This window comes from Cryobacterium sp. HLT2-28 (genome assembly GCF_004402495.1).
GTDB classification, from domain to species: Bacteria; Actinomycetota; Actinomycetes; order Actinomycetales; family Microbacteriaceae; genus Cryobacterium; species Cryobacterium mannosilyticum.
In genome coordinates, this window is sequence record NZ_SOFH01000018.1 from 87,305 (window position 1) to 100,592 (window position 13,288).

Genomic DNA, 13,288 nt, shown 5'->3' on the forward strand with positions numbered 1-13,288 from the left:
AGCATCCTGAGGCCTGGTGGTTCGCCTCGACCGCGAACCGCCGGTCGCACGTCGCGAAAAACGAGCGACGACGGTGACTTTCCGGCTACTGGAGGTGCGAGAGTGCGGCCGACATGAGTTGCTCGGCGTCGCCCGGCTCGCCGAAGACGGGGGAGCTGAAAGTGACCCAGTACTTGGCAGTGAAGACCTGCGCTTCGCCGATCCCGCCCTTCGTGGTGAAGAAACCAGACACCGGCGCGGCGCCGTAGGTGGGGACGGGGTTGCTGGAGGCGATGGCCTTGTCGGTCAGTGACGTCATCAGCACCGGGTTGGGCAGGGCCACTGAGATCTCGATGATCTCGCCGCTGGTCTGGTTGAGCAGCCCGCAGGCGAGGCCCTGGTACGAGAGCGTGGTCTTGGCTGTTGCCGACGTCGCCGTGAAGTCTGGCGCGGTGCCGTAGTTCGGGTTGAACGCGTAGACGTCGTCCGGGGTGAGCAACTCATCGCAGGTCAGCGGCACCGAGGCGCCGGCCGGGGTGGGCGTCGGTGTCGGAGTCGCCGTGGCGCTGGGGGCCGCGCTCGCCGAAGCGCTCGCTGTGCTGCTGCCCGAGGCCGACGGTGTCGCCGCGGGGGAGCATCCGGTCAACGCCGCGAGGGCGAGGGTGCCGGTCGCGAGGACAAGGCCGGTGCGCAGGCGCCGGCTGCGGAGAAGAGAGGGCGAGAAGGTGTCAGTCACGGGTTGACCTTACCAAGCAGGGGGTCGATAACCGGGCCGGTAAGCTTGGTTTTCGTGACCCCCGCCGAGCTTTCCGAATCCCTGTTCGCCCTGATCCAGCAGTTGGGCGAGCGTCGACGCCGGTCGGGAAGCGAAACCACCCTCGATCTGGCCCCCGCCGACGTCACCCTCGAGCGTCCGCGCAATCGCGACCACGGCGACTGGTCCTCCAGCATTGCGATGAAGATCGCCAAACCGCTCGGCTCCACGCCCCGGGAGATCGCCGCGCAACTCGCCGAGAGCCTCGAGGCCCTCCCCGACGTCGCCTCCGTCGAGATCGCCGGCCCCGGCTTCATCAACATCCGCCTCGAGGCCGCCGCCGCCGGCGCGCTCGCCAAGACCATCGTCGACGCCGGACCGGTCTACGGCACCGGCCACCTCTACGACGGCATCAAGATCAACCTCGAGTTCGTCTCCGCCAACCCCACCGGCCCGATCCACATGGGCGGGGTGCGCTGGGCGGCCGTCGGCGACAGCCTGGCCCGGGTGCTCAAGGCACAGGGTGCGGATGTCACGCGCGAGTACTACTTCAATGACCACGGATCGCAGATCGACCGGTTCGCCCGCAGCGTGCTCGCCGCCTACCTCGGCGAGTCCACCCCTGAGGACGGCTACGGCGGCGCCTACATCGGCGACATCGCCGGCCAGGTGGTGGATGAATTCGACGGTGACATCGCGGTGCTGCCCAGGGAGGAGCAGCAGGAGGTGTTCCGGAGAATCGGTGTTGACCTCATGTTCACCGAGATCAAGGAGAAGCTGCACGGCTTCGGCGTGGACTTTGACGTGTACTTCCACGAGGATTCCCTGCATGAGTCCGGTGCCGTCAATCGCGCCATCGCCCGCCTCCGCGAGCAAGGCCACATCTTCGAATCCGACGGCGCCATCTGGCTGCGCACGACCACTTTCGGCGACGACCGCGACCGGGTCATCATCCGCTCCAACGGCGAACCCGCCTACATCTCCGGCGACCTCGGCTATTACCTCGACAAGCGTGAACGCGGCTTCGACCAGAACCTGATCATGCTCGGCGCCGACCACCACGGCTATGTCGGCCGGATGATGGCCATGGTCGAGGCGTTCGGCGACGTGCCCGGCGTCAACCTGCAAATCCTGATCGGGCAGATGGTCAACCTGCTCAAGGGCGGCGAACCGGTGCGGATGAGCAAGCGCGCCGGCACCATCGTGACCCTCGACGACCTCGTCGACGCCGTCGGCGTGGACGCAGGCCGATACTCCCTCGTGCGCTCCTCGAGCGACTCGCAGCTGGACATCGACCTCGACCTGCTCGGCAAGCGCACCAACGAGAACCCCGTCTTCTACGTGCAGTACGCGCATGCCCGCACCCGGTCCGTCGCCCGCAACGCGGTGGCCGCCGGCGTCGACCGCTCGGCATTCTCACCGGAGCTGCTCACGCATGACAGCGAGTCGGCCCTGCTCGGCGTGCTCCAGGAGTACCCGCGGGTCGTCGCCCAGGCCGCCGAGCTGCGGGAGCCCCACCGGATCGCCCGCTACATCGAAGAGGTCGCCGGCTACTACCACCGCTGGTACGACAACTGCCGGGTCATCCCGCTCGGCGACGAACCGGTGACCGACCTGCACCGCACCCGGCTGTGGCTGAACGACGCCACCGGCCAGGTCATCCGCAACGGCCTCGGCCTGCTCGGCGTCTCCGCCCCGGAGCGCATGTGATGGCGGACCGGGCGGCACGAACGCGCCGTCGCCGCGGGATGAGCGTGATCGTCATCGGCAGCCTCACGGTGCTGGGGCTGATCGCCGCGTTCTTCATCGTCGACGCGGGAGCCCGCAGCTACGCCGAGGGGCGGGTCAAGCAGGAGATCGCCGACAACCTCCCCGACACCGTCACCGGTGACGTCAGCGTCTCCATCGGCGGCATCTCTGTGATCGCCCAGTACCTCTCCGGCAGTTTCGACCGGGTCGCACTGACCGCGCCGACCCTCTCCGTCGACGGCGTGGCGGCATCCGTTCGGGTCGTGGCCACGCAGGTGCCGGTCGACCAGGGCAAGCCCGTCGGCGACGTTCGCGGCGTCGTCGACCTGGACCAGGCTTCGCTGAACACCCTGCTGCGCAGCTCGCTGGCCGCGGATGCGCCCGACGCCAAACTCATGCTGGGTGACGGGGAGGTGCGTTACACCGGCAGCCTTTCCGTGCTCGGGTTCCCCGTCGGCTACGAGGCCACCGCCACCCCGACCGCCGTCGCCGACTCGCTGCTCTTCACGCCGACAAGCGCGAAGGTCACCACCGGCTCCGGAAGCGTCGACGCGGGCGAGCTCCTGCCGCTGATCGTCGGCCAGCAGCCGGTCAGGGTTTGCGTGGCGAAGTACCTGCCGGAAGGTGTCAGCCTGGCCCGGGTGAACGTCACGCCTGAGCGGGCGCGGATCACGCTCGAGTCCAGCAGCCTGCTGCTCACCCGCAAGTCGCTTACCACGCTCGGCACCTGCAGCGCCGGCTGAGCCGCTCGCAGCGGTGAATCGCGGCGTAACACCGATTCGGCGCATCCAGCCGCGGTCGCTAGAATTGCCGCAGGTCCCCGCCCTCCGTGCGGCGGCATCTTCACTGGCTTCAGGGACCAACCCGGGTTCGCTCGCCACTCAGTGAGACACCCACTCGACTTTCCCGTGAGGTTTTCACCCGTGGCCACCAACCCGCTCGCCCCCGACTGGCTCGCCCTGCCCGACGACGCCAATGCGCTCGCCGCCGGCCTCTGGCCCGCCTCGGCCATCCGCGACGACACCGGAGAACTCGCCATCGGCGGCTGCAGCGCCGGGTCCCTGGCCGCACGGTTCGGCACTCCGCTCTACGTCGTCGACGAAACGGAGGCCCGCACCCGCGCGGCCGAGCTCCGCACCGCCTTCGAGGCTGAGTTCGCCCGCATCGGCACAAGCGTGCGCATCTACTACGCGGGCAAGGCGTTCCTCTCCACCGAGTTCGCCCGCTGGATGGTGAGCGAGGGGCTGAACATCGACATCTGCAGCGGCGGCGAACTCGCCGTGGCCCTCGCGGCCGGCACCCCGCCGCATAGGCTCGGCTTCCACGGCAACAACAAGTCCCTCGCCGAGATCGACGACGCCTGCCGGCTCGGCGTCGGCACCATCGTGATCGACTCGCCGCTCGAGATCGGCCGGGTCGCCGAAGCCGCCGCCCGGCACGGCGTCGTTCAGGCCGTGCGACTCCGGGTCAACAGTGGTGTGCACGCTCACACCCATGAGTTCCTCGCCACCTCCCACGAGGACCAGAAATTCGGCGTCGTGCTCGAGGACGCCCCCGCGCTGGTCGCCCGCATCCGCGCGGAGGCGAGCCTGCGCTTCGTCGGTCTGCACTGCCACATCGGCTCGCAGATCTTCGGCGCCGACGGTTTCGCCGAGTCCGCGTCCCGCCTGCTGGCCGTGCACGCCGCCCTGCTCGCCGACGGCCCGGTCCCCGAACTCAACCTCGGCGGCGGCTTCGGGATCGCCTACACCTCCGCCGACCGGCCCACCCCGGTCGCCGAACTCGCTGCCCGCCTGGCCGACATCGTGGCGGCGGAGTGCGCCGAGCGCGGCATCCCCGTGCCGGTGATCGCGTTCGAGCCCGGCCGCTACATCGCCGGTCCCGCCGGGATCACCCTCTACGAGGTGGGCACCACCAAGGCGGTGGACGTGGCGGGCAACCCTCGCCTCTACGTCAGCGTCGACGGCGGGATGAGCGACAACGCCCGCTTCGCCCTCTACGGCGCCGACTACTCCGTGCGACTGGCCGGCCGGGTCTCCGCCGCGGAACCCGTGCTCGTGCGCATCGCCGGCAAGCACTGCGAGAGCGGCGACATCGTTGTCGACGCCGACTACCTCCCCGGCGACGTCGCACCGGGCGACCTCGTCGCCGTGGCCGCGACCGGCGCCTACTGCTGGTCCCTGGCCAGCAACTACAACTTCGTCGGCCGCCCGGCAGTGGTCGCCGTGCGTGACGGCCAGGCGCGGCTGCTGGTGCGCGGCGAGACCATCGCCGACCTGCTGGCGCGCGATGCCGGGGTCTCGACCACCGATCAACCGAAGGAATCCGTCCGATGATCGAATACCGCAATCTGCGCGTCGCACTGCTGGGCGGCGGCTCCGTCGGCGCCCAGGTGGCCCGCCTCCTGCTCGAACAGAAGGAGGAACTCGCCAACCGGGTGGGCGCGAGCCTCGAACTGGTCGGCATCCTCGTGCGCGACCTCGACGCGGAGCGCACCGTCGACCTGCCGCGGGAACTGTTCACCACCGACGCCGAATCGCTGATCCTCGGCGCCGACGTCGTGATCGAACTGATGGGCGGCCTCGAGCCGGCGCGCAGCTACATCCTGATGGCGATCAACTCCGGCGCGGATGTCGTCACCGCCAACAAGGCGCTGCTGGCCACGCACGGCCCCGAACTGTTCGCGGCCGCCGACCAGGTCGGCGCCCAGCTGAACTATGAGGCCGCCGTCGCCGGCGCCATCCCGATCGTGCGCCCGCTCCGGGACAGCCTCGGCGGCGACCAGGTCAAGCGCATCCTCGGCATCGTGAACGGCACCACCAACTTCATCCTCGACCGGATGGACACCGAGGGCGACACCCTGGAGGAAGCACTCCGGCTCGCCACCGACCTCGGCTACGCCGAGGCCGACCCGACCGCCGACATCGGCGGCTACGACGCCGCGCAGAAGGCCGCGATCCTGGCCAGTCTGGCGTTCCACACCAACGTCCCGCTCGACTCCGTGTACCGCGAGGGGATCACCGCGGTCACTCCCGCGCAGATCGAATCCGCCCGCAAGGCCGGCTACGTCGTGAAACTGCTCGCGATCTGCGAGCGGCTCGTCGACGCCGCGACCGGCAAGGAAGGCGTCTCCGCCCGGGTCTACCCGGCGATGGTGCACCGCAGCCACCCGCTCGCCGCGGTGCACGGAGCCAACAACGCGGTCTTCGTCGAGGCGGAGGCGGCGGGAAGCCTGATGTTCTACGGGGCAGGTGCCGGGGGAGTGGAGACGGCCTCCGCGGTGCTCGGCGACCTCGTCTCGCTGGCCAGGCGCCACATCGCCGGCGGGCCGGGGGTCGCCGCGTCCAGTCACGCCGACCTGCCCGTGTTCCCGATCGACAGCATCACCACCCGGTATGCGGTCACCCTCGAGGTCACCGACGAGCCCGGCGTGCTCGCCACGCTCGCCGGGGTGTTCAGCGACCACGGCGTCTCGCTCGCCCTGGTCGAGCAGTCGATGACGCCTGCCCAGCCGGGCACGGCCAGTCACGCGCCCGTGTCGTCCACCGCTACCCTTGTCATCGGAACGCACGAGGCGACGGAAGCGGCACTCGCCGCCACCGTGAGAGATCTCGCCGAGAACAAATTCGTCACCAATGTCGCATCCGTTTTGAGAGTTGAAGGAGTCTGATGTCCAGCGAACGAGAGTCCCTGACGCAGCCGGCCGTGAAGACGCAGTCCCGGCAGTGGCGCGGAGTACTGCGTGAATACGCGGACCGCCTGAACATCACGGAAGCCACGCCCATCATCACGCTCGGCGAGGGTGGCACCCCGCTCATTCCCGCCCCCGCACTGTCCGCCCGCACCGGCGCGCAGGTCTGGGTGAAGTACGAAGGCATGAACCCGACCGGCTCCTTCAAGGACCGCGGCATGACCATGGCCATCTCGAAGGCCATGGAGGACGGCGCCAAGGCCGTCATCTGCGCGTCCACCGGCAACACCTCCGCCTCGGCTGCCGCCTACGCGACGCACGCCGGCATCCAGGCCGTCGTGCTCGTGCCGGAAGGCAAGATCGCCATGGGCAAGCTCAGCCAGGCCATCGCGCACAACGCGCAGCTGCTGCAGGTGCAGGGCAACTTTGACGACTGCCTCGACATCGCCCGTGACCTGTCGTCGAACTACCCGGTGCACCTGGTGAACTCGGTCAACCCCGACCGCATCGAGGGCCAGAAGACGGCGGCGTTCGAGGTCGTCGAGGTGCTCGGTGACGCCCCCGACATCCACATCGTCCCGGTCGGCAACGCCGGCAACTACACCGCGTACACCCGCGGCTACACGGAAGAACTCGAGCGCGGCGCCACCACGCGGATGCCGCGGATGTTCGGCTTCCAGGCCGCCGGCAGTGCGCCGATCGTGCTCGGCCACCGGGTCGACCACCCCGAGACCATCGCCAGCGCGATCCGGATCGGCAACCCGGCCTCCTGGGACCTCGCCCTCGCGGCGCAGAAGCTCACGAACGGCTACTTCGGTGCCATCACCGACGAGAAGATCCTCGAGGCCTACCGCATCCTCTCCGCCGAGGTGGGCATCTTCGTCGAGCCGGCCTCCGCGATCAGCGTCGCCGGCCTGCTCGAGCGCGCCGAAGCCGGGCTCATCCCCGCCGGCGCGACCGTTGTGCTCACCGTCACCGGCCACGGCCTGAAGGACCCGCAGTGGGCCCTCCGCAGCGCGGACGGCTCCGACGTGAAGCCGACCATCGTGCCCGTCGACACCGCCGAGATCGCCAGCGTGCTGGGGCTGGTCCACAAGTGACCATCGCCGAGGCCGTGTCCGGCCGTTCAGTGCTCTCCGGGCGTTCCGTCACGGTGCAGGTCCCCGCGACGACGGCCAACCTCGGCCCCGGCTTCGACACTCTCGGCCTCGCCCTCGCCCACTACGACCACCTCGACGTCGCCGTGCGCGACGGACCCGGGGTCACGGTCGAGGTGCACGGCGTGGGCGAAGGAGAGGTGCCGACCGACGAGTCCAACCTCGTCGTGCGCGCCATCATCCACACCTTTGCCGCCTACGGCCAGCCGCTTCCCGGCCTGGGGCTCGTCGCGCACAACGTCATCCCGCACGGCCGCGGCATGGGCTCCTCCGGCGCCGCCATCGTCTCCGGCATCATGGCCGCCAAGGGCCTGCTCGAGGGCATCGTCGACATCGACGCCGAGGCGCTCCTCGCCCTCGCCACGGAGATGGAGGGGCACCCGGACAACGTGGCGCCCGCCCTGTTCGGCGGCCTCACGATCGCCTGGATGACGCCGGAGGGTCCCCGGCACAAGAAGCTGATGGTGCACCGCGGCGTGAAGCCGCTCGTCTTCGTGCCGGAGCACGCCATGTCGACCGCGCTCGCCCGCAGCCTGCAGCCGGAGTCGGTGCCGCACGAGGACGCCGTCTTCAACGTGTCCCGCTCCGCCCTGCTCATCGCCGCGCTGATCCAAAGCCCCGAACTGCTGCTGGCCGCCACCGAGGACAAGCTGCACCAGAGCTACCGCGCCGCGGCCATGCCGGAGACCAACCGGTTGATCACTCTGCTCCGGGAACACGGCTTCGCGGCCGTCGTCTCCGGCGCCGGGCCCTCGATCCTCGTGCTCGCCAGCGACCCCGGCCAGCGGCTCGTCGCCGCCGAGCTCGTCGCCGCCGCGTCGGAAACGCCCTGGCAGGCACTCATGCTCGCCGTCGACTTCAAGGGAGCCACGGTCACCCGCACCGACGCCTGAGCGGGGCAGTCGGGCCGCCCTCGAGGCGGCCCGGCCCCGGAAACGCCGGCCGCGAGGATGTGCCCCGGGTGGGGGCGTCTTCAGCGGCCTGACGTTCTGCTAGGGTTGGACTGTACCCGATGGAACCGTCTAACGAACGGATCCCTTCTCCGGTGCATTCCCTGTAACTCACTGCTATCGCCTCATCTGTGCGTAGCTGTGTGTGTTCACTCCAATCCACATCAACTCAGGATTGGACCACCCGCAGCGCGTGAGACGCTGCACACAGCTTCCCTGGCACACCTTTTTCACGCCAGGGGAAAGGACAATTTTTCGTGACTGACGTCAACCTCCGCACCATCGCTGCGGATTCATCGCACCTGGCCACCCTCCGTGTCGCCGAGCTTCAGGCTCTGGCGCTCGAACTGGGCATCCCGGGCGCATCCAAACTTCGCAAGGGGGAACTCGTGGAGGCAATCACCGCAGAACAGGTCAGGACCAACTCCCCGGGTGACACCGCGGACAGCGCTCCAACCGCCGCGGCGACCCCCGAGGCTCCGACCATCGAGGCTCCCCACACCGACACCGACACCGTCGTCGCCCCGGCCACGGCGCCCCGCAAGCGCGCACCGCGCCGTGCCACCACCGCAACCGCGGCTCCCGCGATTGCCCACGTCAACGCTGACGGCGACCTCGGACTGGGCATCATCCTTCCGGATGCCGCCACGACCACCCGCAGGACCACCGCCCCGGCCACCTACGCCGGCGCATCCGCCGACGGTTCGACCACAGAAGCCGTCGCGCCGGTCGAGAAGCCGGTCCGCCAGGCTCGCAAGCGCGCCACCTCGGTCACCGTGAAGGCGGCGGCAGCCCTCGAGGCCGCCGCGGCCGAGGCCACCGCCGAACTGCCCAACACCGACGTGTCCGACGTCTCGGCCGCTCCGGTCACCACCCCCGACGCCGAGGCCGACGCAATCGTCGAACCGAGCACCGGCCGCTCGCGCCGTGGCAGTGCCCGCGGCAACTCCCGCAACGGCGCCGCCCGCAACAGCATCGACGCGCGCAGCAGCATCGACGCCCGCAACAACGCCGACACCCAGGCCGACGCGGATGCCGTGACGGCCACGGCCCCGGCGTCCGAAGCCCCGGCCGCCGAGGCCGAGCAGACGGCCTGGCCCTCCGAGCAGGGCGAGGCCGACCAGACCGAACAGACCGAACAGCCGCGCCAGGGCCGCAACCGCAACCGCAGCCGCGGCGGCGACCGCACCCAGACCGGTGACGACACCTCGCGCCAGCAGAACCAGCGCCAGGCCGGTCGCAACCAGAACCAGAACCAGGATTCCCAGGCCGACCGTGGCCAGGACCGTCAGGCCCAGGACCGTAACCAGGACCGTCAGGCCCAGGACCGTAACCAGGGTCAGGACCGTCAGGCCCAGGACCGTAACCAGGGTCAGGACCGTAGCCAGGGTCAGGACCGTCAGGACCGTCAGGACCGCAACCAGGGCCAGGACCGCAACCAGGACCGGCAGGCCCAGGACCGCCAGAACCAGGACCGCAACCTCGGCCAGGACCGCAACGGGCCGGACGACGACCTCGGCAGCCGCAGCAACCGCAACCGGTTCCGTGACCGCAAGCGCCGCGGCGTCACCGCCGGCGACGACTTCGAGCCGGAGCTGGGCGACGACGACGTGCTGATCCCGGTCGCCGGCATCCTCGATGTCCTCGACAACTACGCCTTCGTTCGCACCTCCGGCTACCTGCCGGGCCCGAGCGACGTGTATGTCTCGCTCGGCCAGGTCAAGAAGTACAACCTGCGCAAGGGCGACGCCGTCGTCGGGTCGATCCGCCAGCCGCACGAGGGCGACCAGAACGGCCGCCAGAAGTACAACGCGATCGTCAAGGTCGACTCGATCAACGGCCTGACCGTCGAGGAAGCCGCCAACCGGGTCGAATTCCAGAAGCTGACCCCGCTCTACCCGCAGGAACGCCTCCGCCTCGAGACCGAGCCCGGCAAGCTGACCCAGCGCATCATCGACCTCGTCGCCCCGATCGGCAAGGGCCAGCGCGGCCTGATCGTCGCGCCGCCGAAGGCCGGCAAGACCATCGTCATGCAGCAGATCGCGAACGCCATCGCCACCAACAACCCTGAGGTCCACCTCATGGTCGTGCTGGTCGACGAGCGTCCGGAAGAGGTCACCGATATGCAGCGCACGGTAAAGGGCGAGGTCATCGCCTCCACCTTCGACCGTCCGGCCGAAGACCACACCACGGTCGCCGAACTGGCCATCGAGCGGGCCAAGCGCCTCGTCGAGCTCGGCCACGACGTGGTCGTGCTGCTCGACTCGATCACCCGCCTCGGCCGCGCCTACAACCTGACCGCGCCGCCGTCGGGCCGGATCCTCTCCGGTGGTGTCGACGCCTCGGCGCTCTACCCGCCGAAGCGCTTCTTCGGTGCCGCCCGCAACATCGAGAACGGTGGCTCGCTCACCATCCTCGCGTCGGCGCTCGTCGAAACCGGCTCCAAGATGGACGAGGTCATCTTCGAGGAGTTCAAGGGCACCGGCAACATGGAACTGCGCCTGTCGCGCCAGCTGGCCGACAAGCGCATCTTCCCCGCGGTCGACGTGAACGCATCCGGTACCCGCCGCGAAGAAATGCTGATGAGCGCGGACGAGGTCAAGATCACCTGGAAGCTGCGCCGCGCCCTCGCCGGGCTCGAGCAGCAGCAGGCGCTTGAGGTCATCCTCGGCCGCCTCAAGGAGACGTCCTCCAACGTCGAGTTCCTGATGCAGGTCCAGAAGTCGATGCCGACCCTGAACGGGTCAGACAAGGACAAGTAATGTTCGAGTCTGTTCTGACTTTGCAGGCCGAATTCGACGAGCTGCAGTCCGAACTGGCCGACCCGGAGTTGCACTCCAACCCGGCCCGTTCGAAGAAGGTCAACCGGCGCTACGCCGAACTGAGCCGCATCATCGCGGCCTGGAACGAGTGGAAAGAGATCGGCGACAACCTCGAGGCCGCTCGCGAGCTTGCCGCTGAAGACGCCGACTTCGCCGCGGAGATCCCCGGGTTGACGGAACAGCTGGAAGCCGCGGCCGAGAAGCTGCGGCGCCTGCTGATCCCGCGCGACCCGCTCGACGCGCGCGACGTGATCATGGAGATCAAGATGGGGGAGGGCGGCGCGGAGTCCGCATTGTTCGCCGCCGACCTTCTCCGGATGTACCTGCACTACGCCGAGTCGAAGCGCTGGAAAACCGAGATCATCGAGCAGACCACGAGCGACCTCGGCGGGATCAAGGACATCCAGCTCGCGATCAAGGGTTCCTCCAGCGACCCCGCGGAGGGCGTCTGGGCGCACCTGAAGTACGAGGGCGGCGTGCACCGCGTCCAGCGGGTGCCCGCGACCGAGTCGCAGGGACGCATCCACACCTCGGCGGCCGGCGTGCTGGTCTTCCCCGAGGTGGACGAGCCCGAAGAGGTCGAGATCAACGCCAACGACCTCAAGATCGACGTGTACCGGTCCAGCGGGCCCGGCGGGCAGTCGGTCAACACGACCGACTCCGCCGTGCGGATCACCCACCTCCCGACCGGCATCGTCGTGGCCATGCAGAACGAGAAAAGCCAGCTCCAGAACAAGGAAGCGGGCATGCGAGTGCTGCGCGCCCGGGTGCTCGCGCGCCAGCAGGAAGAGATCGACGCGGCGGCGTCCCTCGTGCGCAAGGGCCAGATCCGCACCATGGACCGGTCGGAGCGCATCCGTACGTACAACTTCCCGGAAAACCGGATCGCGGACCACCGCACCGGCTACAAGGCGTACAACCTGGACACCGTCATGAACGGCGCCCTCGACGCCGTGATCGACTCGTGCATCACCGCCGACGAGGCGACTCGCCTGGCCGAGATCGGCGACCACGACTAACCATCCGTCCAGACCGACCTTTCCGGTCGAGGTCGCGCGTTGCGAGGGTCGGCCTCGACCGGAACGGTGTATTTCGGCGGCGGAAACGGCGGGTCGCGCTCCTGGATCAGCCGAGCAGGTCCGCGTGGTGGATCGCCGCGACATCCGGATGCGCGCGGAGACGGCTTTTCAACGCGTTCTCCCCGTAGGTCGTGAAAATCGGGTTCTCAGGGTCGACGGTGATCCCTGGCGCCTGCAGTGACTCGGGCAGGGCCAGCAGGGGGATCGTCGCGTCGAGGGCAGGCCCGAAGAAGAACGGGATCGAGATGCGGTCGTCGCCGATGAGCGGCGAGATCACCCGGTGCACGGTGGCCTTGAGGTAACCGTCGGTGGCCACCTCGAGCAGCTCGCCGATGTTCACCACGAACGCACCGTCGAGCGGGGGAGCGTCGATCCAGCCCGAGTCCTTCTCGACCTGCAGGCCGCCCTTGCCCGGTTCGACGAACAGCAGGGTCAGCACACCCGAATCCTTGTGCGCGCCCACCCCCTGTCTCGGCGTCGGGTCGGACTTGCCCGGGTAGCGCACGATCTTGATCAGCGTGAACGGCTTCTCCGCGAATGCCGCGTCGAAAACGTGCTCGTCGGCGCCGAGCGAGAGCGCCCACGCGCGCATCAGTCGCAGCGCGACGGTGTTGAGTTCCTCCCGCCACAGGGTCATCACCTCGCGCAGCTCAGGCAGGGCGGCCGGCCACTGGTTGGGTCCCTCGAGGCGGAGGTAGTCTGCCCCGCCCGTGGTCCGGGGGCGCTCCGGGCCGATGTCGATCTGTTCGCGCCAGTCGACCGCGCCCTGGGTGAGTTCGCCGCCCACCCGGGTGTAGCCGCGGAACTGTGGGCTCTGCAGATTCTCGATCGCCATCTTGTCGGCCTCGGGAAGGTCGAAGAACGCGCGTGCCGTGCGCATGACCCGGTCGACGAGGTCCGCCGGCACGCCGTGGCCGGTGAGGTAGAAGAAGCCGTACTCGTGCGTCGCCTCGCGCAGGTCGGTGCGGAAGCGCTCCGCTTCCGCCTCGCCCCGGTCGAGGCGGGACAGGTCGAGCACGGGCAGCCCGGGGGAGACGGGGGCGGTGGCGGATTCGGAGATCATGGGCTGAGCGTCCTTCGTGTGCTGCGGTGGTGCGGTGGAGAGGT

Annotated in this window: 10 protein-coding genes; 8 read left to right on the forward strand and 2 right to left on the reverse strand. The window is 69.2% G+C overall.

Annotated features, from left to right (window positions below; all coding sequences use genetic code 11):
• Positions 1-85: 85 nt before the first annotated feature.
• Positions 86-715: an iron ABC transporter ATP-binding protein gene (locus tag E3O48_RS08055; protein ID WP_134538023.1), complete on the reverse strand. Its 630-nt coding sequence runs from the start codon at positions 713-715 to the stop codon at positions 86-88.
• A gap of 102 nt (positions 716-817) precedes the next feature.
• Here E3O48_RS08055 and argS point away from each other — a divergent pair, with 102 nt between their 5' ends.
• The 8 genes from argS to prfA all read left to right on the forward strand — a co-directional run bounded on the left by argS (position 818) and on the right by prfA (position 12,121).
• Positions 818-2,443 (forward strand): arginine--tRNA ligase, encoded by a 1,626-nt coding sequence (argS, locus tag E3O48_RS08060; RefSeq protein ID WP_370249594.1) that lies wholly within the window; start codon positions 818-820, stop codon positions 2,441-2,443.
• Between the two features lie 38 nt (positions 2,444-2,481).
• Positions 2,482-3,225, forward strand: a complete 744-nt coding sequence (locus E3O48_RS08065; RefSeq protein ID WP_166788655.1) for a DUF2993 domain-containing protein — start codon at positions 2,482-2,484, stop codon at positions 3,223-3,225.
• Between the two features lie 180 nt (positions 3,226-3,405).
• Positions 3,406-4,818, forward strand: a complete 1,413-nt coding sequence (gene lysA, locus E3O48_RS08070) for a diaminopimelate decarboxylase (RefSeq protein ID WP_134538026.1) — start codon at positions 3,406-3,408, stop codon at positions 4,816-4,818.
• The gene (locus E3O48_RS08075) at positions 4,815-6,152 is read left to right on the forward strand and encodes a homoserine dehydrogenase (RefSeq protein WP_134510787.1); all 1,338 of its coding nucleotides are present in this window, start codon (positions 4,815-4,817) and stop codon (positions 6,150-6,152) included. Before lysA ends, E3O48_RS08075 begins: the two co-directional genes overlap by 4 nt.
• Complete coding sequence (thrC, locus tag E3O48_RS08080; protein WP_134538027.1) at positions 6,152-7,273, forward strand: threonine synthase; 1,122 nt, start codon at positions 6,152-6,154, stop codon at positions 7,271-7,273. The genes E3O48_RS08075 and thrC overlap by 1 nt, the downstream gene beginning before the upstream one ends.
• Before the next feature lie 2 nt (positions 7,274-7,275).
• Positions 7,276-8,223 carry a homoserine kinase gene (thrB, locus tag E3O48_RS08085; protein ID WP_241982471.1) on the forward strand — a complete coding sequence of 316 codons (948 nt, stop codon included), beginning with the start codon at positions 7,276-7,278 and terminating at the stop codon, positions 8,221-8,223.
• A 314-nt stretch (positions 8,224-8,537) separates the two neighbouring features.
• Complete coding sequence (rho, locus tag E3O48_RS08090) at positions 8,538-11,042, forward strand: transcription termination factor Rho (RefSeq protein ID WP_134538028.1); 2,505 nt, start codon at positions 8,538-8,540, stop codon at positions 11,040-11,042.
• Positions 11,042-12,121 (forward strand): peptide chain release factor 1, encoded by a 1,080-nt coding sequence (prfA, locus tag E3O48_RS08095; protein ID WP_134538029.1) that lies wholly within the window; start codon positions 11,042-11,044, stop codon positions 12,119-12,121. Before rho ends, prfA begins: the two co-directional genes overlap by 1 nt.
• A 106-nt stretch (positions 12,122-12,227) precedes the next feature.
• Here prfA and E3O48_RS08100 read toward each other — a convergent pair whose 3' ends face one another.
• Positions 12,228-13,244: an isopenicillin N synthase family oxygenase gene (locus E3O48_RS08100; protein ID WP_134538030.1), complete on the reverse strand. Its 1,017-nt coding sequence runs from the start codon at positions 13,242-13,244 to the stop codon at positions 12,228-12,230.
• Positions 13,245-13,288: the final 44 nt, after the last annotated feature.

Excerpts from the sequence above, each read along its gene's own strand:
- E3O48_RS08065 (WP_166788655.1), top strand. The coding sequence starts at position 2,482 with ATGAGCGTGATCGTCATCGGCAGCCTCACGGTGCTGGGGCTGATCGCC.
- E3O48_RS08075 (WP_134510787.1), top strand. The coding sequence starts at position 4,815 with ATGATCGAATACCGCAATCTGCGCGTCGCACTGCTGGGCGGCGGCTCC.
- thrC (WP_134538027.1), top strand. The coding sequence starts at position 6,152 with ATGTCCAGCGAACGAGAGTCCCTGACGCAGCCGGCCGTGAAGACGCAG.
- prfA (WP_134538029.1), top strand. The coding sequence starts at position 11,042 with ATGTTCGAGTCTGTTCTGACTTTGCAGGCCGAATTCGACGAGCTGCAG.
- E3O48_RS08100 (WP_134538030.1), bottom strand. The coding sequence starts at position 13,244 with ATGATCTCCGAATCCGCCACCGCCCCCGTCTCCCCCGGGCTGCCCGTG.